This is a genomic window from Streptomyces sp. JLBT605 (assembly GCF_058215555.1).
On record NZ_CM177087.1, the window covers coordinates 6,746,214 to 6,771,118 of the forward strand.

The following is a 24,905-nucleotide window of genomic DNA, read 5'->3' on the forward strand; positions in this document are numbered from 1 at the left end:
ACCGCGGCGGGCTGTGGCAGAGTCCCTCCCATGGTGAACTCGAAACCCGGACGCCGCGGACATGTCGCCGCGGCCGCTCTCCTCCTGGGCGCCGTCATATCCCTGACCGCCTGCGGTGAACAGCGCGGCACGGACGCGGCGGCCGTTCCCCCCGGCCCGCGCCCGAGTGCCAGCTCCCCTCCCGCCGGCTCCCCTTCCCCCGGCGCCTCCCCCTACGTCGAGCCCGGAGTCATCGACGGCGCCCCGCACAACGGCGAGAACAACGCCTACCGCGGCTCCGGCGAGATGTCCGCCGACGCCGCGGAGGACGCGCGGAAGGAAGCCGATCGCATCGAGCCGGTGCTCAAGCGGCTCTGGGAACAGAAGAAGTGGGACCCCGAGAGTGTGCGCGGCGCGCTGCTCAAGCTGGGATACGAGGAGGAGCGGACCGGGCCGCAGGGCGAGCGGCTCGGCGGCACGCTCACCGTCCGGGGCATGACCCCGCGCTACGACGTCGACCACTACGTCACCCCCGAGGGCGCCCGGGTCGGCCTGCGCGTCCGGGACGACGCCTGCGTCACGGCGTGGGTGCAGAAGACCAACTACCAGGTCAAGACCAACGGCCCGTTCATGGAGACCGGCTGCTTCGAGCCGCCCTACGGCCACTGAACGAGCGCCGCAGCGGGGTCGGTCCGCCGCCGAAGGCGGGACGCCCTGGTCGCGGTGGCATCCTGGTCCGCATGGATGATCACGCATATCAGGAGTCGGTACGCCGCAGCTATGACACCGTGGCCGAGGAGTACGCGGTCCGGCTGCACGACGAGCTCGCCGGGAAGCCGCTCGACCGGGCGCTCCTCGCCGGTCTCCTGGAACAGACGGCACCGGGCGCCGCGACAGCCGACCTTGGCTGCGGCCCCGGGCATGTGGCCGCCTGGCTCGCCGAGCAGGGCGCGCGTACGGTCGGGATCGATCTGTCCCCCGGCATGATCGAAGCCGGCCGCCGCCGGTTCGCGCGGGTGGAGTTCCGCGAGGGCGACCTGCTGGAACTCCCCGCCGCCGACGGAGAATTCGGCTCCGCCGTCGCCTTCTACACGATCATCCACCTCGCCCCCGCTGATCTGCGCCGCGCTTTCCAGGAGGCGAGGCGGGTACTGCGCCCCTCCGGGGTTCTTCTGCTCTCCTTCCACATCGGCGAGGAGGTCCGCCACCTGGACGAGTGGTGGGGACACGAGGTGGACGTCGACTTCCGCTTCCTCGACACGGCGCATATCGCCGGACTGCTCGAACAGGCCGGGTTCGCCGTCGAGATGCGCATGGAACGCACCCACTACGCCCACGAGGCCGAGACCCGCCGCGCCTACCTGCTGGCCCGCCGCGCCTGACGCCGCCGCATGCCCGGTCCGGCGGGCGTGCGGGCGGGCCCGGAGCACGGTACGGCTCGTCAGGAAACCGCGCCCTGCTCCGACGCGGGCGGGACCAGGTCACAGCACGGCCTCACCTCGGCCGATGGGCTGCGGTCACCGCTCTGGGGTGTCTAGAGTGCCGCGCCAAGGGTGGTTTGCGCCGGTGGGCGAGCCGGCCGTACGGGGGGCGGGGGCGTACCGATGAGCGGTACGGAGGTGGGCCGGGCGGGGAGCGGCGACTGGGCCGAGTGGCTGCGTGACCGGCTGCTCGCTCCGATCGGCGCGGTGTTCGCCGGCAGCCCGGAGACGGTGGAGCAGACGGTCATCTGCGTGTTGGCCGGGGGGCACGTACTGATCGAGGGGTTACCCGGAAGCGGGAAGACGACCCTGGCCCAGGCACTCGCGCGGGCGATGGCGGGCACCTGCCGGCGGATCCAGTTCACCCCGGACCTGCTGCCCGGCGAGGTGACCGGCGGCGCCGTGCCCGACGGTGTCAGCGGCCGGCTGCGGTTCCAAAAAGGTCCGATCTTCGCCAACGTCGTGGTGGCCGACGAGATCAACCGCGCGTCGCCCAAGACCCAGTCGGCGCTGCTGGAGGCCATGGAGGAGCGCCAGGTGACGGTGGACGGCAAAACCCGGCCGCTGCCCGAGCCGTTCCTGCTGGCAGCCACCCAGAACCCGGTCGAACTCCAGGGCACCTACCCGCTCCCCGAGGCACAGCTCGACCGCTTCCTGATGCGCGTGGTGGTCGACACCCCCGACGAGGCGACCGAGTGCGCGATCGCCCAGGGCCGCTTCGGCAGAGCCGCCGACGTAACCCCCCGGATGACGCCCGGCGAACTGACCGCCGCGCTCCGCGCGTTCGGCACCGTGCCCGCCCCCACACCGCTGACCGCCTACGCCGTGCGGCTCGCCAGGGCCACCCGCGGCCACCCCGACACAAGCCGGGGGGTGAGCGTCCGGGCCACCGCGGCGCTGGTCCGCGCGGCGCGGGCACGGGCCATGCTGGACGGGCGCCGCTATCCGGTGGCCGATGACGTGCAGGCACTGGCGGTGCCGGTGCTCGCCCACCGCATGGTGGTCCGGCCCGGGGCCGGGAGGGAAGCGGCCGACGTGGTCGCCGAACTGGTCCGGCGGGTGCGCGTCCCCGAACGTACGGCGGTGCGGTGATGGACCGGTCGACGGGGCGGCCGGCGGAACCGGGCCGGTGGACGGGGCGGCTCGCGGCCCGAGGCCGGTCCGCGCGAAGGGAACGGCCGGCGGGGAGCGGCCGGTTCGCCCGAGGGCAACGGCCGGCGGGGAGCGGCCGGTCCGCGCGAAGGCGCCGGTTCGAGCGGAGGGGCGGGGCCTCGGCGCGCACCACGGTCCGGCCGACCACCCGCGGACGGTGGCTGCTGGGCCTGTCCGCCACCGCGCTGGCCGACGCCTGGATCCTGCGCCACCATCTGCTCGCCGGCCTCGGCGCGGCGGGCCTGGCCGCCTGCGCGGCGGCACTGCTCGGCGCTCCCCGCCACGCGCCGCTGGACATCGTGCGCCAACGGCTCGCGCCGTCCCCCGCGGTCCGCGGACAGCGGATCGAGATCGGCTACGTGGTCCGGGGCGCCACCCGTGCGGCGGGCGCCACGGTCGTCCGCGAACGCTGGCGCGCCACTGCGGACGGTACGGCCCGGGAATGGACGGTCCACCTCTCCGGCACCGGGGGCCGGGCACTGTCACCGCCGCTGCACCGGGGCATCTGGGAAGCCGGCCCGCTCGCGCTGGAGTGGCGGGACCCCACCGGTCTGGCCCGCGCCCGGGCCCACGCCGACCCGGGCGCCCGGCTGACGGTCCACCCCGCGGTCGTCGAGGAACTGCCCTGGCCCCGCGAGGTGGCGGGAGAGCTCTCCGGTACCACCCGCCGCGCCGACCCGGAGGACGTCTTCGAGTTCCATTCGCTGCGCCCCCGTCAGCCGGGCGAGGACCTGCGCCGGGTGCACTGGCCGGCCTCGCTGCGCACCGGCACCCTCCAGATCCGGCAGAGCCCTTCGGCCACCGGTGGAGGCGCCGCGGTACTGCTGGACCTGGCCCCCGCGCGGACCCGAGGGGACCAGGACCGGCTGGAGGCGGCGGTCGACTGCGCGGCGAGCCTGGCGGTCGCCGCGTTGCGTGCCGGCTCGCCGGTCGCGCTGTGGCACTCCGCGCTGACCGGCGGGCCGCTCGGCTGCCCGCCCGGGGCGGCGGGGCGCCGGATGGTGCTCGACGAGCTTGCCGCGGTGGCGCCCCCGCCCGGCTCCGGAGCGGGGCGTACGCCCGCCATGGCCCTGCCTGAGGCCGCCCGGGCCCTGGCCACCGGGCCGCGCGCCGCGCTGGCGGCGGTGTGCACCACCCGCGACCTGAGCGCCGCCGAGCCCGCCCTGGCGCTGCTGGCCAACCGCTTCCGCTGGGTGGTGGTGGTCCGAGCCGCAGAGGCCGCCACCGGGGCGTTCCGGCACGCCGGGCGGGTGCGGTACGGCCAGGTGAGCCGGGCGGCGGAGCTGCCCCCCCTGATGCTCTCCCTGGCCCATGAGCGGGCCTGAGGCGTCCGGGGCGGCCGCGGTCGCCGCGGCCTGCCTGATGGCGGTGCTGCTGCTCACCGGCCGCCGCGCCCCGCGACGACACCGGCGCGGGCCGACCGCCGTGGTCGTGGTGACCGTCGTGCTGGCCGGTGCCGCCGCGGCGCTGCTCCCGCTACCGTCTCGGGCACCCCAACGCCCCGGCCCGGCCCCGTCGTCCCCGGCGCCCACCGAGCAGGACCCCCTCCACCGGCTCACCCGCCCGGCACCCCAGGGCGACGCGGAGCTCTTCCGCGCGACCTTGACCGGCCGGCTGCGGAACCGGCCGCCGCCGCTCTGGCCGCTGCTGGCCTATCAGGACTTCTCCGGCGGCCAGGGCTGGTCGGCCCGCCCGGTGCTGCGCCCGGCCGCCCGGCGCGGGCCGGCGGCGGGGCAGGACCCGGTCACCGTGACGCTGGCCCACCCGGCGCACCTGTTGCCACACCCCTGGGGCGCGGTCACGGCCGAGGACTTCCGCGAGGACTTCCGTGAGGACCCTCGCCACGAGGCGCTGTACGCGCCCTCGGCGGTCACGCGGTACGAGCTGACCGCCCCCGTCCGTCTTCCGCCGTCCCGCGCGCAACGCCGAGCCGCGGCACCGGTACCCGCCGCCGGCCGCGTACCCCGCTGCGCCGCCCGCGCGCTGGAGGGCCTGCGCAGGGACGCGCTGCGTGCCGGCCCCGCTCCCGGGGACCGGCTGGAGCGGCTGCGCACCAAGCTCGCCTCACCCCCGTACCGGTACCGCCCATCGGCCGGTGCCGGTGCCGGTACCGACTGCGCCGCCCTGAGAAGGCTGCTGACCAGCCATCAGGGCGACAGCGCCCAGTACGCGACCGCCTTCGCCCTGACCGCCCGCATGCTGGGCGCCTCCAGCAGGGTGGTGGCGGGGTACCGGCCCCGGCATGCCCCGGCCCGGGGCGTGCTGAGGGTCACCGGGAAGGACGCGCTGGCCTGGCCGCAGGTGCGGTTCACCGGGCTCGGCTGGACGGACTACCTGCCGCTGCCGGGACCGGCCGGGCGTCTGCCCACCGCGCCCGAGCCTGGATCCGGAGCCGCCACCGCGCACCCGCCCCAGCCCTCCGTGACGCACCCGGCCGGCTCCCTGCCCCGACTCCCGCTCCACGTCCGCCTGCTGATCCTCCTCGGCGCGCTGGCGCTGTGGCCGGTGCTCGCGGGCGTGCTCCGGGCCGTCCGCCGGCGCCCCCGCGGCGGCCGGCGTGCCCCCGCGGACCAGCGCGTCCTCGCCGCCTGGCAGGACGTCGTCCGCGCCGCCGAGTCCGGGCGACCCCGGCCGGCCGGCTGGACGGCCCGTCAGACCGCACAGGCCACCGGCCTCGCTCCGGCGCGTGCCCTCGCCCGGCTGACCGAACGCGCGCTCTACGACGAGGTGGATGACGATGACGCCCGGCGCGCCGTCCGGCTGGCGGCCCACTGCCGCCGTGTGCTGCGCGCCCGCCGCCGCCGTGCCCGGGTCGCGGCGGTGCTGCGCCCCGGCGCCCGTCGGTGGCTGCGCTCCGGGGCCCGTCGGTGAGAGAGGCGATCAGCAGCCGGGGCTGAGGGTGACGGTGGCCTGGTCCAGCAGTGTGCTGTGGGCGGGAATCGTGATGGTGACTCCCGGCCGCCACTTCTCGGCTTCCTTGGCGCCGCTGGGATCGAGCCAGTACACCGAGAGCTCCGTGGGCCCGTAGTCGTGGCAGGTCTGGAAGACGAAGAGGTTCTTCTGCCAGGTCGTGGTGGTGAAGTGGTCGGCGGTCTTGCGCTCCACCGGGTACTGGCCATAAAGCGGTTCGTCCGCGAGCGGCATACCCGCGCCGTTGGTGAGGATCCTGGAGACGATCCAGATCCGCCCCTGGGAACCGTCCCCGGCGGGGTACCGCGGCACCGCGAGGGTGACGGTGGGGTACGGGGCGGTGGCGGAACCCCCGTCGCAGGGCGCGATGAACGCGGCGCGGAAGCCGTGCGCCGCCTTGGCGGAACGGCACGGCTTCTCCACCGTCGGCGAGGGCGTCGGCGAGGGCGTCGGCGAGGGCGTCGGTGTTGGTATCGGTGTCGGCGCCGGTGTCGGCGAGGGATTGGGGCCGCTGGAGGGGGCGGTGGGCGCGGGTCTGGCCTCGTCGCCGCCCCCGCCGGTGAGCCAGGGGGTGAAGGCCGTGACCAGGGCGGCGAGCGCGGTGGCGATGGCGACGCCGCTGCCGATCGCCACCGGCCAGCCGACCCGCCGGGACCGCTCCGCGCCCGGATCCCCGCCCGGATCCCCGTCGGGTTCCCCGCCCGGCTCCACGCCCGGATCCGCGTGGGGCTCCCCGCCTGACCGCTCGTCCGGCTCCGCCCTTCGTCCCTCGTCCGGCCGCGCGTCCGCGGCGGCGGAGGCGGTGTCCGCACCGCCCTCGTCGGCAGGGCCGGACCGGGTGCCGGACCGGGCGTCCTCAGCTCTGTCGTCGTCCGAAGGGTCCGGGGTGCCGGAGGGTGTGCTCATGCGGATCTCCTTCGCGCCGGGACGGGCCGGCAGTCGTGGCCGTACGGGCCGAGGCGCTCCGCACGGTCAGCGGCAGGCGTCGTGCCGGGTCACGGTGATCCGGTCCATCAGGACGCTGTCGCGCGGGACGCGCACCGGGGTGGACTGGCGCCACTCCCGCTCCGCGAAGGTCAGCCCGGCGGGCGACAGCAGATAGAGCCGCAGCTCGACCCGGGTGCGATCGGTCTGCGGAGCGCAGCGCGTCCCGACGATGACGTTGTTCTGCCAGATGCCCGGACGGCCTGTCTCCTCGGAGGTCCCGGGGTCGAGCGCCAGGGGATGGAACTCGGCGAAGGTGAAGGGCTCGGGAAGCCGCCGGCCGGTGGCGTCGGTGAGCACGGTGCCGGTGATCACGAACGCGCCCTGGTCCTCGGCCGGGTACTCCGGCACCTTCAGCCGGACCGGTACCAGCTGCGGGACCGTCGCCCCTTCGCAGGGCGAGGTGAAGGCGATCCGCAGCCCCTGCCACGGGCGGGCGTGCCCGCAGCGGTCCGGCCCGGGCGCGGAGGGGCCGGTGGGGGACGGGGGAGCGGTGGTGCCCGGCGCCGGGGTGCTGGGCCCGGGGGAGGCCGGTCCGCGTGACGGGTGTCCCCCGGTCTTCGGGTCGGTGGGCGAGGCTGACGGCCGGCCGGATGTGGCTGCCGGGGCGGAGGACCGCTGCCCGCCGTGATCCGTGCGGTGGCTGGGGCTGTCGGGCCCGCTCGATAAGTGGGTGGAGCGGGAAGGCCCGGTCGGGCCGGTGTCGGGGGGTACGGACAGCGGCGGGGGAGCGGTCAGCGAGGCGCTGCCGGATGCCGTGGCCGAGCCCTCCGCGTGCGGCGAGACGGCGATGCCCTCTCCGCCGCGGGTCAGCGACAGCCCGGTGGTGGCCCGCGCGGACGGTCCGTCGGACGCGCTGGGCGCCGCGGAGAGTGCCGCTGCCACCCCGAGGGCGCACACGGCGCCGATGGACAGGTCGGACCTTCGGATCCGTCTCATGATCCCCCGTGCCGAACTCGCTGGGAAACAGCGGAAATTGGCTCACTTCAGCCTATCCGAAGACGCACCGAGAGGAGAGGGGACGGACGGCACTACCATCGGGTAACGGGGCGAAGGTGTACGAGCTGCCGATCAGGGGCGAGGAATCCGTGCGCAGCGTCCGCGCAAAACGCGTGCGGAGGACTGGTGGTGATCAGTACACTCATGCCGGATCTTCACGAAAGATCCGGCAACCTCACACACAAGGAACACAAAACAATATGCGTATACGAACGGCCGCTCTTCCCGGTCTGCTCGCCGCCGCCGCGGTGACGGCCCTGGCCTCGCCGGCCTCCGCGGCGGGCGCGACGATCACGCCGACCGAGTACGGCAAGGTCAAGCTCGGCTCCACGATCTCGTTCATGCACTCCACCGCCGGCTCCGGCGCGTGCAAGAAGATCAGCGAGTCCCGCTACGGCGGCCACACGTACAAGTCGTACCAGTGCAAGGGCTCGAAGGCGTACAGCGTCGCCCAGTTCTCCTTCGACAACGGCAAGGCGTACACCAAGGCGCAGGCCGGGCTGATCGTCTCCAACGGCAAGATGACGAAGGCCAAGTACGACCGGCTGAAGAAGAACGACTCCGTGGCCACCATGCACCGCAAGGCCGGATCCGGAGTCTGTGTGCGCACTGCCGAGTCGCGGATCGCCGGTCACAGCGGTTACGCCTACCAGTGCGACCAGTCCTCCACCTACGGCTCCGCCTCGGTGATCTTCGCCGACGGCAAGCTGACCTCGAAGTCGCAGCAGGGCCTGCGCTGAGCCCGCGCTGACGCAAGCGGACGGCTTTCGACCGTACGAGGCCCCGGGGCACCCGCCCCGGGGCCTCGGCCATGCTCACCGCCCTGCTGAGCGGCTGGACAACTACCCTTTATCCTTGCGCGAGTTCAGCGACCAAGCGGGGACGATCGGGGGGCCAGTCCAGCATGAGCAGTGCCGACGGGGACGAGCGGGGCGATCACCTGGTGGGGATGGCGCCGCTGGCGCCGGGCGACCCGCAGCGGATCGGGCCCTACCTCCTGCTGGGCCGGCTCGGTGCCGGGGGGATGGGCCGGGTCTACCTGGCCCGGTCCGCGGGCGGGCGCACCGTGGCCGTCAAGGTGGTGCATGAGGAGCACGCGTCGAGCGAGCAGTTCCGGGCCCGCTTCCGCCGGGAGATCGACGCGGCGCGACGCGTCGGCGAGCGCCACACCGCGCCCGTGCTCGACGCGGATCCCGACGCCGAAGCGCCCTGGGTGGCCACGGGTTATGTGCCCGGCCCCTCCCTGGAGCAGGTGGTCCGTCAGTACGGCCCCCTGCCCGCCGACTCGGTGCGCGCCCTGGCTCAGGGACTGCTGCGGGCACTGAAGGACATCCACGCGGCGGGGATCGTGCACCGCGACCTGAAGCCGTCCAATGTGATGCTCACCGTGGAGGGCCCGAGGGTCATCGACTTCGGTATCGCCCGCGCCCTCGACGCCTCGGTGGAGTCCCTGCTGACCAGCACCGGCATGGTCATCGGCTCGCCCGGCTTCATGTCGCCCGAGCAGATCCGCGGCCGGCGGGTGGGGCCCGCGAGCGACGTCTTCACGCTGGGCTGCGTCCTGATGTACGCGGCGACGGGACTGCTGCCCTTCGGGCGGGGCGTGAGCAATCAACACGCCGTGATGTACCAGATCGTCGAGGGCGAACCGGATCTTGCCGCGGTGCGGGACGAGCCGCTGCGGACCCTGGTGGAGCGTTGTCTGACCAAGGAGGCCGACCGGCGGCCGAGCGTGGAGGAACTGCTGCGGTCGGCCGACGGTATGAGCCCCGCCGAGTCCGGCGGCGGATGGCTGCCCGCGGAACTCGTGGCGGACATCGCGCAGCAGGCGGCACGGCTGCTGGACGCGGAAGCGTCTGGGCTGCGGGAAGAAGACGATGCCCACGACCCTCGGTCAGGGGCGGATCCCCGGCCAGGGGCGGAGGAGGCCCCGCCCGCGCCGAGGCCGCCCGACCGTTCGACGGTCGGCCTTCGGCCCAAGGGCGCGGGCCCTGAGCGCGCGGGAGAAGCGGAGCCCAAGCCGCCGGGGGACCGGACACCGGACCCGTCGGCGGACCAGGCGCCGGACAGGACACCGGACAAGAGGCCGGAGCGAACCCCCGGGCGCGAGCGCCGGCCCCGCAGGCCGGTGGTCATCGGGATCGCCGTCGTCGCCGTGGTGACGGTCGGCGGCGGCGCCATCACCCTGCTCCCGCACATCGGGAAGCCGCAGGCCGCGTCCCCGGACCACAGCCGCTCCGCCGAGCCGCCGGGCTCCGGCACCTCCTCGGCGTCCGGGTCGCCGAGTGCCGCGCCCTCGAAGACCCGGGCCGCCAAGAAGCCCAAGGGCTCCGCGGAGGACAAGGGCAAGGGCGAGGACACGGCCGGTGATTCGGGACCGGCCGCCGGCCAGGGCGGTGCGGGCTCCGCCGGCGGCGGAGACTCCGATGACGGCCGGACGGACTCCTCCGACAGCACCACGGGAACGGGCACGGCCGACAGCGGAGGCACCAGCACATCCGGCGGCGGCAGCCGTCCCGCTCCCAAGCCCACCGCGGACGGCAGCCAGGTGCCGTCGTACTTCGTCGGAACCTGGAACCTGACCGCGCAGTACTCCCAGCAGCCGGGCAAGGTGGTCATCTACCGGGCCCGCACCGGCGAGAACGCCGTCCGGCTCATCAACGACACCGTGGGCCACTGCGAGAACGTCGCCAAGCTGGTCTCCGTGACGGACGGCGGGCGCCGCATCAACATCGGGACGGCCGTGGTGGACGAGCCGCGTTCCCCCAGTGTCTGCGCCGACATGGACCCCTCCTCCTTCCTCGTCGACGACCCCAGCGGCATCCGCCACGACGTGGGACCCGCGCACGGCGACGGGTACCACTACGAGCGGTCCGGCTGACCGCGCCCGGCCCCGCCGGGCGGCGGAACACGGAAGGACGGAAGGCGGAACGCACTCCGCTGGTCATCGACCCTTCACCCGAGATCGCTATACTCACGCCTCGCATCCGATCGATCTCAGGGAGTGACGAATGGGTGGCGGGACGCGCCGATCTCTGATGGCCGGCCTGGCGGCGGCCGGGCTGGTGGCAAGTACGCCGCCGGCGCACGCCATCGTCAACGGCACCGAGGTGACATCCCCGGAGCAGTTCCCCTACGCGGTGCAGGTCCAAGCCATCGAGTCGGACAACGAGTCCGACTGCGCCGGGACCCTGGTCAGCGACCGGTATGTCGCGACCGCCGCTCACTGCGTCCGGCCGGACGCGCGGATGGTCGTACGGATGGGCGGAGTCGACCGGAAAGAGGTGCTCGACGACCAGGACGACCCGCGCATCCACCAGGTCAAGAGGTCGATCGCCCATCCTGACTACAAGCCGGGTCGCAATGAGCGGAACGACATCGCGCTGCTGGAGTTGGCCGATCTCGTCACCTTCGGCTCCGACGTCCTGCCGGCCCGCCTGCCGTCCTCGGCGGAGATCCGCCGCGACTACGGGACGTTTCTCGTCGCGGGCTGGGGAAAGCTGGGAAACGACGAACCCGAGCCCGACGGCCTGACGTTCTTCGAGGAGACGCAGAGCCAGCACTGCTACAAGTCCTCGAAGGTCAGTGAGCGGGCGCACCTGTGCGGAGATCCCGGGGACGACAAGGGCATCTGCTCCGGCGACGGGGGCGGACCGGCCATCGAGGTCGTCGACGAGGTGCACTACCTGATCGGCATCCCGTCGGTGCGCAGCAACGCCTGTGACGGGAAGGTCGACTACTACACCCGTGTCTCCACCTACCTCGAGTGGATCACCCAGTACACCGGTCCACAGCCCGAGTCTGCGGGAGTGCCGGGGGAGGGCTGACCGTGGTCCGGCGGGTCGATGGATTTCCGTCGACCCGCTGATCACTGAGACTCGGAGTTCTCCGCTCCCCGGCTCGTGGACATGCGACGCCTCGCCTCGCTGCGCCGGCGTTTCGCAGAAGTGTCATGCCAATGACATCTTTCGCCCGGCCTCCGTCGCATCGCTAGTGCGGTGCAAGCCCGTGGGGCCAGCGTGGTCCTGATGCTACGCGCCGGTAGCTTTCGCGGCACCGCGGTGCGGCGGGTGTGACGGCGCCTCGGGACGAAGGAGAACTCATGCGGAGCAACGGGACCACGTCCGTGCGTACACGCGGGCACCGGCACACGCGGCGCCGACGATGGCTGATCGCGAGCACCGCCGGCCTGGCGGCGGCGATCGGCCTGAGCCTGTCCGGTCTGGCGGTCGACCACGCGTCGGCATCGCCGGACGCCGCCCACAGAAACCCCCCGACCGCCGCCGGCGCCGAGCAGACCGCCCAGTCCGCCGAGGACGTCACCGATCGCCCCGGCCCCGCGCAGGACGACTTCATGTCCGCGTTCCAGTACTCCCTGACGCACCCCACGGCCGTCCCGGCCGGGGCGAACGACTGGGCCTGCCGCCCGAGCCAGGCACACCCGAACCCGGTCGTCCTGGTGCACGGCACCTTCGAGAACCGCTACGCCAACTGGGCCGCGCTCGCGCCCCGCCTGAAGGAGGCCGGGTACTGCGTCTACGCGCTCAACTACGGGGGCGCGCAGGGTGTCCCGCTGATCGGCACCGGTGACATGGCCGCCTCGGCCAGGCAGCTCGCCTCCTTCGTCGACCGGGTGCGCACCGCGAGCGGCGCCGCCCAGGTCGACCTGGTCGGCCACTCCCAGGGCGGCATGATGCCGCGCTACTACATCGACAGGCTCGGTGGCGGGGACAAGGTCGGCAAGCTGGTGGCCCTGACCCCGCCCAACCACGGCACCACCTTCCACGGGATGGGCCTGATGTCCCGTCTGATCCCCGGCGCCGACAAGGTGCTCGGCGTCTCCTGCACCTCCTGTGAGCAGCAGGTCGTCGGCTCCGACTTCCTCAAGGACCTCAACGCCGCCGGCCGTGCGCACCCGGACGTCGACTACACCGTCGTCGCCACCGTCCACGACCAGGTGGTGACCCCCTTCGCCTCGTCCTACCTCCCGTCGTCCGCCAACGTCACCAACCACACCGCACAGGCGTACTGCCCGGCGAACAGCAGCGACCACATCAACATCAGCTACGACCCGCTCGCCGCGCGGCTGGTCTTCAACGCCCTGGACCCGGCGCGCGCCCAGCGCCCCACCTGCTGACCCCCACGCGCGATCCACGCCCCGGCCACCGGCCGGGGCGCACCTCCCTCCCCGACCCGGTCAGGTGTCGGTGGATCCCGCCTCCGCTCAACCACCGTTCCACGGTGAGCCGTTGCCCGCAGCCCCGCCGGTCGGGCACCCTGAAAGGCTTATGGAGACAGGGACGTTGACCGCACCCGGGGCCGAGATCCACTACGAAGTGCGCGGATCGGGCCCGCCGGTGCTGCTCATCAACGGTGGTGACGGTGACGCGGCCATGTTCGGCCCGCTGGCCGCGCTGCTGGCGGAGGGCCACACCGTCATCACCTACGACCTGCGCGGCAACTCCCGCAGCCGCCTCACCGGCCCGCCCGAGGCCCAGTGGATCGAGGAGCACGGCCACGACGCCCACCTGCTGCTGAAGGCGGTCGCCGGCGGTGAACCGGCGTATGTCTTCGGCACCAGCTACGGCGGCATGATCGGCATGGACCTGCTGGCCCGGCACCCCGGCCAGGTGCGGGCGATGGTGGCGCACGAGCCCTTCCTGATCGAGCTGCTTCCCGACGCCGGCCGGTGGCACGCGTTCTTCCAGGAGGTGTACGAGCTGTACGAGCGCGAGGGCGTCGACCCCGCGCTGCGGATGTTCTGCGCGGAGATCGGCGTGGAGGCGGCGCCGGAACCGTCCGAGAACCTGCCGGCCCCGGCGCGGGAGATGCTGGCCCGTATCCGCGCCAACACGGCGACGTGCCTGGCGTATGAACTGCGCTCGTTCGTCCGCTTCCGGCCCGACGTCGACGCGCTCAGCGCCGGGCCTTTCACGCTGGTGGTCGGCGGCGAGGGACCGAAGACGCTGCTGCACCGCACGGCGGAGGTCCTGGCGGAGCGTACCGGCACCGGGATCGTGGAGTTCCCGGGCGGACACGTGGGATTCCTCTCGCACGCGGCGGAGTTCGCCGTGGCGCTGCGCGGCGCCTTCGGGGACTGAGCCGAGCCGGCGCGCCCGGCCGGCCGGGGAGGCGGCACCGCTGGTGGAACCCGTTCATCCCGGTGGACGTCACAGCGGCGACTGTTTCTTCCCAGGGGGCTGCCGAGATGAATGGTGTACGTGTCAACTGTCGTTCGGTGATTGCCGCGGTGCTGGTCGCGGCATCGGGATGGGCGATGGCCGCTTGCGGCTCGGGGTCCGCGGAGCGCTCCGAGTCCGCACAGCACTCCGGGTCCGGTCAGGCCCCCGGCCATGGCTCTGAGGGCAAGACGAAGGGCGGTGTGTCGGTGCGGAGCGCGACCTGGCAGGAGCCCGCTTCGTACACGTACACCCTGGAGTCGTTCCAGGGGCTGCGGGCGCTGATCGGGACGTTCCGGGTGACGGTGCGGGACGGCAAGGTGGCCAAGGCGGTCGGTCTCGACGAGAGCGGGCGGCGGGTGGTGCAGGAGAACCCCGAGGACGTGCCCACCATCGGCGGGTTGATGAAGGATGTGGAGCGGGCCGAGAAGGACGGAGCGGACAAGGTCAAGGTCGAGCACGCGGCCGACGGGCGCCCCTCCCGCATCACCGTGGACTGGTATGAGAACGCGGTGGACGACGAGGCGTTGTACGCCATCAGCGACTACCAGCCGGTGCGCCGCTGAGACGAGCTCACTCCGACCACTGTGAGGCGTCCCGGCCCTGGATCGCGGCGGCCGCCCGGCGCAGATCGGTGAGCACCGTCCGTACGGCCCGCCGGGCGGCGCGTTCGGGGCGGTGGAGCACATCGATGTGACGCCGGGCGTGGACGCCGCTGAGCGGCTTGAGTACCAGGGCGGGATGCGGCCGTGTCGTCCAGCGGGGCATCAGGGCCAGGCCGCCCCCGGCGGCCACCGCTTCGGCGACCACCACGAACTCATTGATGCGGTGCGCGATGTCGAGCCGCCGGTTCGCGGCCGCCGCGATGGCTTCGATGGTGGCCATCAGCGGAAAGCCGTCGTGCACCGTGATCCACGGCTGATCCGCCACATCTCGCGGGGTGAGGCGTCGCTTGCCGGCCAGCGGGTGGTCGGCCGGCATGGCGACGTCGAGCGGCTCACGCAGCAGGGTGGTGACGGTGACCGCGCGCGGCCACGGCGGCGCATGGTCCAGACGGTGGGCGAGCACCAGGTCGTAGTCCCGGGTCAGCCGCGGGAAGTGGTCCTGCGCGACGTCCTCGTCGGCGAGGACGAGCCGCGGGCGTCCCGGGCCGGCGGCCTCCTGGCGCAGCAGGACGGGGAAGAACGCCGCGGCCGCGCTGTGGAAGGCCGCCACCGAGACACCTCCGTCCGGCTGGTCGACGAACTCGTCGACGGAGTGCCGCGCCCGGGCCAGCGCGGTCTCCACCTCGATCGCGGCGCCGGCCAGGGCGCGGCCGGCATCGGTGAGCACCAGCCGCCGGCCGTCGCGCTCGGTGAGCGGAACGGGGATGGAGCGCTGGAGCAGCCTGAGGTGCTGGGAGATCGCCGAGGGGGTCATCAGCAGCGCCTCCGCGACCGCGGTGACGCTGCCCAGCTCGCCGAGCTCCCGCAGGATCCGCAACTGCCGTTCGTTCACCGGCCCAGTCTAGGGACACCGTGCAGTGAAGCTGAAAGATCACTGAAGAAGGTCGCACTGGGCTTCAGGGTGGAGCTGGTGCAGCGTAGGGGCGTGTCGCATGCCCGCCGCACTGATGCGGTCCTCCTCCTTGTCGCCATCGTCTGGGGTTCCAGCTACCTGGCGGCGAAGACGGCCACCCATGCCCTTCCGGTACCGGTGGTGCTCTTCGCCCGCTACGCGCTCTCCGCCGCCGCATGCCTGGCTCTCGTCGCCGTCCGGCGCGGGCGCGGACGCCTCACCCGGGACGAGGTCCGGGTCGGGGCGGTGCTGGGCGTCAGCCAGGCGGCCATCCTGGTCCTGGAGACCTACGGCGTCGCGCACACCAGCGCCGCCAACGCCGGCCTGATCATCAGCCTCACCATCGTGCTCACCCCGCTGCTGGACCGCACCGCCGGCAACAGCCGGCTGCCCGCACGCTTCTTCGCCGCGGCCGGTGTCTGCCTCCTGGCCATCGGACTGCTCATGTCCGGCAGCGGCTTCCACACCCCCCGGGTCGGCGACCTGCTCGTCCTCGCCGCCGCCCTGGTGCGCGCGGCACATGTCGCGCTCGTGGGGCGGCTGACAAGCCGCCGGGCGGTGCGGCCCTTGCAGCTCACGGCCGTCCAGACGGTCGTCGGCACCGCGCTGTTCGCGGCGCCCGCGGCGAGCGGGCTGCCGGCACTGGGCCGCGGCGGGCCCGACCTGTGGGCCCAGTTGCTCTATCTCGCCCTGTTCTGCAGCGTCTTCGCCTTCCTCGCCCAGACCTGGGCGGTCCAGCGCACCTCCGCCAGCCGGGCCAGTCTGCTGCTGGGCACCGAACCGGTCTGGGCCCTGGCGGTCGGCATCGGCCTCGGCGGCGAACGGTTCACCGTCCTCGCCTTCCTCGGCTCGGCGCTCATGATCAGCGGCACCTACTGGGGGCAGGCCATCGAACGCGCCCACCGCACCGCCCGGCATGAGGAGATCCCCGAACGCCGAGCCATAAACGAGATGGCGGAGGAAACCGGTCGCGATAGGGTCAACCTCTGACGTAAGCGAACAGAATTTTCTCCATAAGGGTGGGTACATGACCAGCACGGGACCCGGCAGACGTACCAGAGTGGCCGGGGCCGTCCTCGTAGCCGCGCTGCTGTGCGGCGGCGCCGTCGGCTGTGGATCGGACGACCCCAAGGGGGCGTCCAAGGCGGAATCCGGACAGAAGGCGGCGAAGGGTGCGGCGCAGCAGCCGCAGATGGAGCCCGTGGCGGCCGTCCGCAAGGCCGTGGCGAAGAACGAGAAGCTCACCTCCGTCCGCTACCGGATGACCGGCCAGAGCCCGGAAGACGGCCGCGTCGAAGGCGAGGCCGCGATGAGCTTCAAGCCTCCCGCGATGTCGATCAAGATGCGCTCCCTCGACGACGCCGAGGCCGCGGGGGAGATCCGGATCGTCGACGAGGCGATGTACATGGGCGACGGGAAGAACTGGATCAAGTTCGACGCCTCTGCCATGAAGCGGGCGGGCGGTGGCCGGTCGAGCGCGGACGCGCTGTCCGGCAAGACGCAGAACCCGGTGGAGGAGTCGGCCGGTCTCGCCGACGCCAAGGACGTGAAGCGGCTCGGCACCGAGACCATCGACGGCGTCCGGACCACCCACTACCGGGGCACGGTCACCTTCGCCCAGCTCCGCGAGGACATGAAGAAGCAGGACCGGCGGACCCGGGAGCGCCGCGAGAAGAAGCTGCGGAGCTACGAGGCCATGGGCATCGACCGGATGACGATGGACATGTGGATCGGACCGGACGACCGTGCGAAGCAGCTCCGCACCCGGGCCAAGGGCGACAAGGGATCGCTGGACATGACGATGACCGTCCTCGCCTACAACGAGCCGGTCACGGTGAAGGCGCCGCCCGCCGACCAGGTCATGGACCTCGCCGACCTCGCCAGGGAATCCGGCAAGAACTGAGCCGGGGGCCGGCCGGTCCGGGCGTGCGCACCGCGCACGCCCGGACCGGCGACGGCCGCCGGCCGGCGGCTCAGGCCGTCACCGCGGCCGGCTGGTGCCGGGTGTCGACCACGGTGCGCAGCTTGCCGGTGGCCGGCGTCCGTTCGAACCCGGGGCTCTCCACCTCCGTCACCTCAAGCTCCAGCAGCCCCTCGGCGACGGCCGCCCGCAGTTCGGCGTAGCCCGCCAGGAACACCTCGCGGGCCCGCGCGGCGCGTGGCTCGCCGCCCGCCCGCTCCAGCCGGACGGTGAGCCGCTCCCGCCGCCCGTCATGGGCGAGCACCAGCTGCGTCTCGCCGCGATGGCCCAGGCTCTCCTCGGCGAGCGCCACGAACCGCCGATAGTTGAGGAAGTACGTCGCCACCCGCACCACGTCCCCCAGCCGCCCCAGCAGCTCGAAGCGCGGGGCAAGGCTTCCGCAGGGACACCGGCCCGGCACGGCCCGGCCGAGATCGCCGATGACGTACCGGCCCAGATCCTGGCCCCGCCGCGCGCGCGTCGAGAAGACCAGCCGGCCGGTCTCCCCCTCGGCCACCGGCCGGTCCTCGTCCACGTCGAGGATCTCCAGGGCGTGCAGATCGGCGTGGAGGTGGTGCACGCCGCCGGTGCTCTCGGTGCACTGGTAGCCCAGCGGGCCCAGGTCCGTGCTGCCGTAGGTGAGCGAGCGGACCGTCTCTATCCCGAACTCCTCGGCGAGCACCCGCCGCTGCTCGGCGGTGAAGTGCTCGCCGCCGTAGAAGATCCGGCGCAGGCCGCCGTAGGCGCGCAAGAGGTCGGCCTGGTCGTGCAGCAGCTGCCACAGGTACGAGGGCATGCCGAACAGCGTGTCGACCTCGTACTCCACCAGCGCCTGCGCCGTGGCCCGGTGGTCGGGGCCGGCGGCCAGCGGGATCTGCACACCGCCCAGCCGCTCCAGGATGGAGAAGAAGCTGATGAACCCGCCGTACATGCCGCCGCAGTAGAGGAGGTTGGCGGTCCGGTCGCGGCGCGGGTCGTACCCGGCCGCGAGCAGGCCCCGGGCGGCGGCGTGCATCTGCGCGTCGTAGTCCTCGTAAGCGAACAGCGACAACGCGGGCGTGCCGGTGGAGCCGCCGCTGCGGAAGTACAGCTCGGCGTCGGCCCGGGAGACCTTCCCGTTCGACTCCTGCACCGCGGCCTTGTCGCGCAGCGGGCCGCCCGGCGCGGGCGCCGGCACCCGGCGCGTCAGCTCATCGAGGCAGGCCACGGTGGCGAACCGCTCGTCGGCCCGCACCGCGACGCGGCGGCTGTAGCGCTGGAGCGCGTACACCCCGTCGTGCGGCTCGCCCGAGTAGCCCGACGGCATCCCGCCCAGCGGCGTGACCCGGGTCGCGCCCGCGGCCAGCACCAGCTGGGACAGCTCGGCGACATCGGCACGGCCGCCCGCGACGCCGGCCGTCTGCAGGTAGCGGCGCATCGGCCGCAGCACGCCCAACGCGCGCCCCCGCGCCAGCGGCTTGACCCACAGGCTCCGATACAGCGGCGAGGCGGTGAGCGCGGGCCGGGTGTCGGCGATCACCCGCCAGGAGCCGTCCGCCGCGGCGTGCACCCGGGTGAGCCCGAGGTGCTCCTCCAGCCGGGCGATCAGCTCGGTGGTGGTGACCTCCGCCTCCTCCGCACGGCCCGGCGCGTCCGCGGCGGCCGCGGCGGGCATCGCGGCGAGCACCCCGGCGAAGCGCTCCGCGAACGCGAAGACCTCCTCCTCGTCCTCGGTGTCGAGGTAGACCACCTGCGGGCTGGAGCACGCCTGCTGTTCGTACGCGCAGACGTCGGCGGCCAGCGCCGCCAGCGCCCGCTCGTCGTGCCAGGCATCCCGCGCCAGATAGGCGAAGGAGATCTTGTGCCCCCACTCCACCAGTCGGCAGCCCGGCGGCACATGCGCGGCGACGCCCTCGACGGCCGCCTCCCCGCCCCACACCGCGACCGCGTCCGCGGGCGCGCACATCATCCGCAGCCACTCCTGACGCGAGGAGGGGAAGCGCAGCACGATCACACGCTCGGCGACCGCGCCGGTGGGGTCCAGCGCGGCCAGTTCGGCCAGCACGGCCTGCGCGAACAGGGTGTCGCCGGAGCTGGTCTTGAGCACGTTGACGTTGCCGGTGAGCAGGCCCTCGACGACGCTGAGCGGCGCCACCGTCGCGGCGTTGCCGGGCGCGATGTGGGCGACCAGGCCCACCGGCGCCCACGCCTCGTACACCGTCTCCCGGGCGACCGGGCGGGTCAGCCGCTGGGGCGCGGTGGAGCCCAGCTCGCGGCGGAGCTTGGCGGTCAGTTCGGTACGGGTCAGCGCCAGGCCCAGTTCGGCCAGCACGCCCTCGTCCTCGCCGGCGGGCAGGTGCGCGGCCAGGCGCACCCGCGTCGGATGGGCGGGGTCGCTCAGGGCGCCGGCCAGCGCGTCGCACGCGGAGAGCACGGCCGCGGTGTCCAGCGGCTCGGCCAGCACGGCTGTCACGGTGGCGGCCAGCTCGGCCAGGCGGCGGCCCGCCTCCGCCTCGCCGAGACACGAACCCTGCCAGTAGTGGGGGCGGTCGGCTGTGGGGCTCGGGGGCGAAGTCGTCACGACAGTCCCTTCATCAGTTCGGCGGCGGCCACCGCGCAGCTCTTGTTCCGGCTCACCCCGGCCCGGCCGAGGACGGTGAACCAGGGGGTCGACAGGTCGCAGGGGCACTCCCGGCCCGGCTGAAGCGTCGCCAGGTCACCCATGAGGACGCTCTGCGCCGGTACCGAGGTGATGTACGGGGAGACCAGGTGCAGGAAGCCGGGCTCGCCGTGCGGCAGCGGCTCCAGGGTGCGCGTCGAGCGGATGGACACCCGCGACCACACCGGGGCGTGCAGCCGGTGGTGGTCGCACTCGATGTACGGAACGCAGTGCTCCACCGAACCGAAGGTGTCGCGGATCCGCTCCGATTCCACGCCCAGCTGCTCGGTGACCCGGGCGTACAGCTCCTCCTTGCCGATCTGCCGGTCGGCGTGGCCCTTCCAGCCACCGCCCAGGACGATCAGGGAGCCCTCCGGCAGGGTCAGCGGCGGCAGCTCCATGGCCCGCATCCGCTCCAGCGTGAACCACAGGAAGGCGGGGAAGCCCAGGATGCGCACCGGCACGTCGTCCTCGGCGAACCGCCGCAGCGCCGCCACCGAGCCGAACGGGTCGAACTCATGGCCGCTGCCGGTGTGCCGCAGCGCGTACTCCACCCGCCGGGCGGGTGCGAAGTCGCACAGGTAGTTGTCGGTGAAGGAGGTGCCCAGCTTCATGCCGGGCGCGGGCTCGTAGCTGTAGAGCAGGTAGTTGACCTCCTGCTGCGGGGTGATCCAGCCGTTGCGCTCGAAGATGCGGGCGACCATGCGCTGGGCGGAGCGGATCGTCCAGCGGTCGAAGAACATCTGCGACTTCTGGCCGGTGGTGCCCGAGGAGGTCAGGTGCAGCTCCACCGCGTCCCGGGGGATCGAGAGCACCTCGTGCCGCTTGAAGAAGTTGGCGTGCACCGGCGGAGCGCCGTACGGCTCGGCCGCTGCCCGGTCGGCTCGCCCGGCCAGCGAGCGGAAGAACGGGGAGCGGTCCGCGTGCCAGGCGTTGACCTCCGCCATGGCCGCGGCGAACAGCTCGTCCACCTCGGGGCCGCAGGCGTACGGATCGGTGAGATCGCACAGCTCCTGCACCCGCGGCAGCAGGGCGGGGTCGGGGACCTCGACGGGGGCGAGGTGGGGATTGAGGACCGGGGAACCGGTCGAGGGGGTCGGAGTCATGAGGCAACCTCGAAAGGGGGCAGGTAGGTCGACGCCCAGGCCGACAGGTAGGCGTCCAGGTAGGGCTGCAGCGGCCCGTCGGCGACCACGCCACGGAAGTCGATCTGCTCGGCGGTCCGCGACATCACCACGTAGTCGTGGAAGCCGTCACCGCCGGGCTCGGGGCGCATCGCCGGGTAGAGCGCGCTGGGGATGAAGCCCTGCGCCAGGAACGCGGACAGCAGGTCGTGCCGCGCCAGCGGCAGCAGCGCCTCGACGTAGCCGGCGCCGGCCCGGGTCAGGGCCCGGGTGATGGGCTCCAGCCAGGCGGCCGCCGCCTCCGGTGCGGGGTGGGCGGCGACCAGGGAACCGTAGCGCCCGGCCCGGTTGAGGTACGCGTACACCTCGAAGCCGTCGTCGTCGGGGACGAGCAGGGTGTTGGGCGTGTGCAGCGGATAGAACCAGCGCTCGGTGCCCGGGAACCGGTCGCGGAACCGGCGGCGGACGAAGCCGGGCGCCTCGATCATCTCCAGCCGGGCGGCGGGCGCGGCCGGGGCGGCGGGAGCGCCGGGGTGGGCCGGAGCCGCAGGGTGGGCCGGAGCCGCCGCAGCGGTGGGATCCGCCGGGTGGGCCGGCTGGGCGCGCGGCGGGGTGGTGCGTGTGGCCAGGTAGTCGACGCCCACACTGCGCTCGGCCGCGCGGAGCAACGGGCTCAGCGGGGCCGGCACTTCGGCGACGGGGAGGCGGCGGTCCAGCACCCCCGCGGCATGTCGCGCGTAGACGGCGAGGCTTTCGCGGCTGCTGAGATCCACGGCGTTGGCCAGCAGGCCCAGCGGCCGGAACCCGTTGCGGGCCACGACGCGCTGCGGACCCGCGCTGACGGTGCGGACGGTTGCGTACACCGAGTCCAGGCGGCCGGCCTCCAGCGTGCGCCGGCACAACCCGTCGGTGAGGGCCGAGGCCAGCCCGCCGGTCCGGTGACCGGGGTGCACGGCGAGTCCCTCCAGCCGGCCCACGCGACCGCCCGGTTCGCCGTGCACGGCGGCCGACGCGGTGAGGGCGCCGGTCTCCGGGCAGCGGGCGACCAGCCAGAGCGTGTCCGGGTCGCCGATGAGCCGGGACATCTCGGCGGGGTCGGTGCCCAGGGCGCTGGGGTAGTGCGGCCCGTAGACGGCGTAGTAGAGCTGGCGCAGCTCGGCGATGTCGGCCGGCGACGCCCGGTCGATCACGGGGGTCATCGCTCTCCTCCGGCGGCGGTCAACTCCGGTGACCGGCCCGGCCGGTCGGTCTGGACGGTCTCGCCGGTCCGGCTGGTCCGGCTGGTGTGGTCGTGCCGGCCGGTCTGGTCTTGCTCGCCGGTCTGGCCGGTCTTGTCTTGCTGGTCGGCCGGACCGTCGCCGTCACCGCTGTCGACCCCGCTCGGCGTTCGCAGCAGAGCCAGCGCGATCGCGGCGGGGACCAGCCCCGCGGCCTGGATCAGGCAGAGCGTCCGCGCCGGGAGCTCGTCGCCGAGCAGGCCGAAGAGCAGCGAGGCGACGGGGAAGGAGGCGCCCAGCACGGCCTGCATGACGGCGAAGAACCCCGGCTTGTCCGCGGGTGGGACGAGCCGCTGGAACAGCGCGACGAAGCGCACGCCGATGACGCCCACGCACCAGCCGGCCACCACCAGGCAGCCCGCCAGGACCAGCCGCCCGGCCACCAGGCCCGCCAGGGCGAACGCCGCGGCCATCACACCCAGCAGACAGGCCCCGAGACGCGTGGGCCGACCGGGGACCCGGGTGCCGGTGACCGAACCGAGCAGGGTGCCGGTGCCCAGCGCCGCCTCCAGCAGCGCCACGGTCGGACCGCCGGCGCCGAGTTCGGACTTGGTGTAGAGCGGGATGACCACGAAGACGGCGGTGGTGAAGAGGTTGGCCGCGGCGAAGCAGATCAGGATCTTCCGGATGACCGGCAGCCCGGCCAGCACCTCGCGCAGCCCACGGGCCCTGCCTTCTTCGGCATCCTCGGCTTCCCCGGGTTCGTCGCCTTCCCCGGGTTCGTCGGTGGCCCCGGTTTCCGCGGCGGCCTGCTCGCCCGGCTCCCGCGCGTCGGCGGCGCGGAAGCGGACCGTCGTGATCAGCAGCGCGGCGGCCAGGTAGGCGGCGGCGCAGCCGGCCGCCAGCCCGGCCACCCCGGCCGCGTCCACGATCAGCGCGCCCAGCAGCGCGCCGCCCAGGCTCGCCAGCGACTGCGTGGACAGCTCGAAGCCGGTGGCGGCCTCGATGTCCTCGTCGTCGACGAGCTCGGGCACGGACGTGGTCAGACAGGGGTCGAAGAACGCCTGGCAGGAGGCGAGCAGCAGCGCCGCCGCGTACGCGGCCGCCGCCGGAGCCGTGCCGCTGTGACTCCACAGCGCCAGCACCGCGACGGCACCACCGGCCGTCGCCGCGGCCGTACGCAGCACCGACCGGTGCGCGAAACGGGCCACGGTCCGGGCGACCACGGGCGCCAGTGCCACGGCCGGCAGTGTGCTGACGGCCATGAACAGCCCCGACGCCAGGCCGCGCCCGGCGTCGACGGCGTAGGCCACCAGCCACCACGAAACGCCGACCTGGAACATGCGGACCGCGGCCTGGGTCAGCACCTGGCCCAGCCAGACCGCGCCGAATCCACGGTTGCGCAGGACGAGGGGCAGCCTGCGCGGCTGGCTCCCGGTGGTGGCGCTCACGCGGTCGGCCTCTCGTCGACCACCCGGACCAGCTTGCCCGAGCGGGAGTTGACCACCAGGTCGGCGTGGCGTGCCCACTCGACGGCGAGTGGATGGACGTGCCCGGCGGCCACGCTCTCCGGGTACATCGGCCGGGCCCGGTTCAGCCCGTCCACGACCGTGCGGCCCAGTTCGGCGAGGCCCTCGGTGCCCTCGCCGGGAGCCGTGGCCAGGCGCAGCACCAGCCCGTCGCGGCCCTCCCAGCGCCGCACCACCAGCTGGCTGCCCACCACGCGGCCGCCGGAGTCGGCTTCGGCGACGGCGGTCAGCGCGTCCCGCGCGTACAGCGACACGGGCCCGACGCGCACGCCCTCCTCGGCCCGGCCCAGGATCTTGAAGTGGCCGGCCTCGGGGTCGGTCCACTCGGCGCGGTCCCCGGCGGGGTAGCGCAGGACGGGCATCAGGCGGCGGTACAGCTGGGTCACCACGACCCGCCCTGCCCGCCCGGCCTCGCGAATCGGCTCCCCGGTCGTCTCGTCGAGGATCTCCACGACGGTGTGCGGGGTGAACGCCCGGTGCACGCGCGAATCCGGCCCGGGGACGGGACGGCCGAGGAGACCGGCGTCGACGCTCGCGTAACCCAGCGAACGCGCCTCGGCGTTGGGGAACGCGGCGGCCAGCAGCGGCCGCTGGTCGGCGAAGAGTGCCTCGCCGCCGAAGAACAGCAGCTCCACACAGGGGAGTCGGTGTCCGGTGGCCACCAGGTGGGCGGCGAGCCGGCACAGCGTGGTCGGCGTGCCAGCCACCACCTGCGCCCGGAAGTCCCTCAGCGCGGGGACGGTGGTCTCGAGGGGCGCGGCTCCGCCGATGGGGAGGCGGACGTTGCCGACGGGGGCCTGGGCCAGGGAGTCCAGGACGAACAGGAAGCTGGCGTACAGGTCGCCGGCGTAGAACAGGTCGGCCACGCGGTGACCCGGACGCAGCCCCGCGTCCACCAGACCCTGGCCGAAGGCGGTGGTGAACTCCCGCCACTCCTCACGGGTGTAGCAGGAGAACTTCGGCGCGCCGGTGGTCCCGCCGGTCTTGTAGACGACCGCCTCGCTGAGGGGGCCGGTCAGGACACGGTTGTCCTGGAGGGTGTTGGCCGCCCAGAAGGCGTCCTGGTCCACGACGGGCAGTGCGGTCAGGTCGGCCACGTCGGGCGGGAGAGCCGCGTAGAGATCCGAATAGAAGGGAGAGTTATGACGGGCATAACGGATGAGGTCCGACAACGGATGAACGGACATTCGGCCTTT

The 24,905-nt window shown here is 73.6% G+C and carries 21 protein-coding genes; 13 read left to right on the plus strand and 8 right to left on the minus strand.

Going from position 1 to position 24,905, the window contains the following annotated elements:
* Positions 1 to 30: 30 nt before the first annotated feature.
* The 5 genes from AC4BDD_RS29305 to AC4BDD_RS29325 all read left to right on the plus strand — a co-directional run bounded on the left by AC4BDD_RS29305 (position 31) and on the right by AC4BDD_RS29325 (position 5,483).
* Entirely contained in the window at positions 31 to 648 is a 618-nt protein-coding gene (locus tag AC4BDD_RS29305) for a hypothetical protein (protein ID WP_490688490.1), read from the plus strand.
* Between the two features lie 71 nt (positions 649 to 719).
* Positions 720 to 1,361, plus strand: a complete 642-nt coding sequence (locus AC4BDD_RS29310) for a class I SAM-dependent methyltransferase (protein ID WP_490688491.1) — start codon at positions 720 to 722, stop codon at positions 1,359 to 1,361.
* A 222-nt stretch (positions 1,362 to 1,583) separates the two neighbouring features.
* Positions 1,584 to 2,552, plus strand: a complete 969-nt coding sequence (locus tag AC4BDD_RS29315) for an AAA family ATPase (RefSeq protein WP_490688492.1) — start codon at positions 1,584 to 1,586, stop codon at positions 2,550 to 2,552.
* Positions 2,552 to 3,937, plus strand: coding sequence for a DUF58 domain-containing protein (locus AC4BDD_RS29320; protein WP_490688493.1), 1,386 nt, complete (start codon positions 2,552 to 2,554; stop codon positions 3,935 to 3,937). The genes AC4BDD_RS29315 and AC4BDD_RS29320 overlap by 1 nt, the downstream gene beginning before the upstream one ends.
* Positions 3,924 to 5,483, plus strand: a complete 1,560-nt coding sequence (locus tag AC4BDD_RS29325; RefSeq protein WP_490688494.1) for a transglutaminase domain-containing protein — start codon at positions 3,924 to 3,926, stop codon at positions 5,481 to 5,483. The genes AC4BDD_RS29320 and AC4BDD_RS29325 overlap by 14 nt, the downstream gene beginning before the upstream one ends.
* A gap of 9 nt (positions 5,484 to 5,492) precedes the next feature.
* On the opposite strand, the gene AC4BDD_RS29330 is transcribed toward AC4BDD_RS29325, so the two are convergent.
* Together AC4BDD_RS29330 and AC4BDD_RS29335 are read right to left on the minus strand one after the other, a co-directional pair.
* Positions 5,493 to 6,428 (minus strand): hypothetical protein, encoded by a 936-nt coding sequence (locus tag AC4BDD_RS29330; protein WP_490688495.1) that lies wholly within the window; start codon positions 6,426 to 6,428, stop codon positions 5,493 to 5,495.
* Positions 6,429 to 6,494: 66 nt separating this feature from the next.
* Positions 6,495 to 7,445: a hypothetical protein gene (locus tag AC4BDD_RS29335; protein WP_490688496.1), complete on the minus strand. Its 951-nt coding sequence runs from the start codon at positions 7,443 to 7,445 to the stop codon at positions 6,495 to 6,497.
* A gap of 260 nt (positions 7,446 to 7,705) precedes the next feature.
* Here AC4BDD_RS29335 and AC4BDD_RS29340 point away from each other — a divergent pair, with 260 nt between their 5' ends.
* The 6 genes from AC4BDD_RS29340 to AC4BDD_RS29365 all read left to right on the plus strand — a co-directional run bounded on the left by AC4BDD_RS29340 (position 7,706) and on the right by AC4BDD_RS29365 (position 14,250).
* Positions 7,706 to 8,245 (plus strand): hypothetical protein, encoded by a 540-nt coding sequence (locus AC4BDD_RS29340; protein ID WP_490688497.1) that lies wholly within the window; start codon positions 7,706 to 7,708, stop codon positions 8,243 to 8,245.
* 164 nt (positions 8,246 to 8,409) lie between these two features.
* The gene (locus tag AC4BDD_RS29345; RefSeq protein ID WP_490688498.1) at positions 8,410 to 10,386 is read left to right on the plus strand and encodes a serine/threonine-protein kinase; all 1,977 of its coding nucleotides are present in this window, start codon (positions 8,410 to 8,412) and stop codon (positions 10,384 to 10,386) included.
* Between the two features lie 130 nt (positions 10,387 to 10,516).
* Entirely contained in the window at positions 10,517 to 11,332 is an 816-nt protein-coding gene (locus AC4BDD_RS29350; protein WP_490688499.1) for a serine protease, read from the plus strand.
* 275 nt (positions 11,333 to 11,607) lie between these two features.
* On the plus strand, positions 11,608 to 12,642 hold the full coding sequence (locus AC4BDD_RS29355; protein WP_490688500.1) for an esterase/lipase family protein: 1,035 nt from the start codon (positions 11,608 to 11,610) through the stop codon (positions 12,640 to 12,642).
* Positions 12,643 to 12,808: 166 nt separating this feature from the next.
* Entirely contained in the window at positions 12,809 to 13,606 is a 798-nt protein-coding gene (locus tag AC4BDD_RS29360; RefSeq protein ID WP_490688501.1) for an alpha/beta fold hydrolase, read from the plus strand.
* A 137-nt stretch (positions 13,607 to 13,743) separates the two neighbouring features.
* Positions 13,744 to 14,250, plus strand: coding sequence for a DUF6174 domain-containing protein (locus AC4BDD_RS29365; RefSeq protein WP_490688502.1), 507 nt, complete (start codon positions 13,744 to 13,746; stop codon positions 14,248 to 14,250).
* Positions 14,251 to 14,257: 7 nt separating this feature from the next.
* Here the strand turns inward: AC4BDD_RS29365 and AC4BDD_RS29370 are convergent, their stop codons facing one another.
* Positions 14,258 to 15,181 (minus strand): LysR family transcriptional regulator, encoded by a 924-nt coding sequence (locus AC4BDD_RS29370; RefSeq protein WP_490688503.1) that lies wholly within the window; start codon positions 15,179 to 15,181, stop codon positions 14,258 to 14,260.
* A gap of 93 nt (positions 15,182 to 15,274) precedes the next feature.
* On the opposite strand from AC4BDD_RS29370, the gene AC4BDD_RS29375 reads away from it, so the two are divergent.
* Together AC4BDD_RS29375 and AC4BDD_RS29380 are read left to right on the plus strand one after the other, a co-directional pair.
* Positions 15,275 to 16,231 (plus strand): DMT family transporter, encoded by a 957-nt coding sequence (locus tag AC4BDD_RS29375; RefSeq protein WP_490688504.1) that lies wholly within the window; start codon positions 15,275 to 15,277, stop codon positions 16,229 to 16,231.
* Between the two features lie 37 nt (positions 16,232 to 16,268).
* The gene (locus AC4BDD_RS29380) at positions 16,269 to 17,144 is read left to right on the plus strand and encodes an SCO4651 family lipoprotein (RefSeq protein WP_490688505.1); all 876 of its coding nucleotides are present in this window, start codon (positions 16,269 to 16,271) and stop codon (positions 17,142 to 17,144) included.
* 70 nt (positions 17,145 to 17,214) lie between these two features.
* Here the strand turns inward: AC4BDD_RS29380 and AC4BDD_RS29385 are convergent, their stop codons facing one another.
* From AC4BDD_RS29385 to AC4BDD_RS29405, 5 genes are read right to left on the minus strand one after another with little or no spacing between them, the layout of a single operon-like run.
* Positions 17,215 to 19,761 (minus strand): acyl-CoA reductase, encoded by a 2,547-nt coding sequence (locus AC4BDD_RS29385; RefSeq protein WP_490688506.1) that lies wholly within the window; start codon positions 19,759 to 19,761, stop codon positions 17,215 to 17,217.
* Positions 19,758 to 20,945, minus strand: coding sequence for a LuxE/PaaK family acyltransferase (locus AC4BDD_RS29390; protein ID WP_490688507.1), 1,188 nt, complete (start codon positions 20,943 to 20,945; stop codon positions 19,758 to 19,760). Before AC4BDD_RS29390 ends, AC4BDD_RS29385 begins: the two co-directional genes overlap by 4 nt.
* Positions 20,942 to 22,162, minus strand: coding sequence for a GNAT family N-acetyltransferase (locus AC4BDD_RS29395; protein ID WP_490688508.1), 1,221 nt, complete (start codon positions 22,160 to 22,162; stop codon positions 20,942 to 20,944). Before AC4BDD_RS29395 ends, AC4BDD_RS29390 begins: the two co-directional genes overlap by 4 nt.
* Positions 22,159 to 23,631, minus strand: a complete 1,473-nt coding sequence (locus AC4BDD_RS29400) for an MFS transporter (RefSeq protein ID WP_490688509.1) — start codon at positions 23,629 to 23,631, stop codon at positions 22,159 to 22,161. Before AC4BDD_RS29400 ends, AC4BDD_RS29395 begins: the two co-directional genes overlap by 4 nt.
* Positions 23,628 to 24,896: a phenylacetate--CoA ligase family protein gene (locus AC4BDD_RS29405; RefSeq protein ID WP_490688510.1), complete on the minus strand. Its 1,269-nt coding sequence runs from the start codon at positions 24,894 to 24,896 to the stop codon at positions 23,628 to 23,630. The genes AC4BDD_RS29400 and AC4BDD_RS29405 overlap by 4 nt, the downstream gene beginning before the upstream one ends.
* Positions 24,897 to 24,905 lie beyond the last annotated feature (9 nt).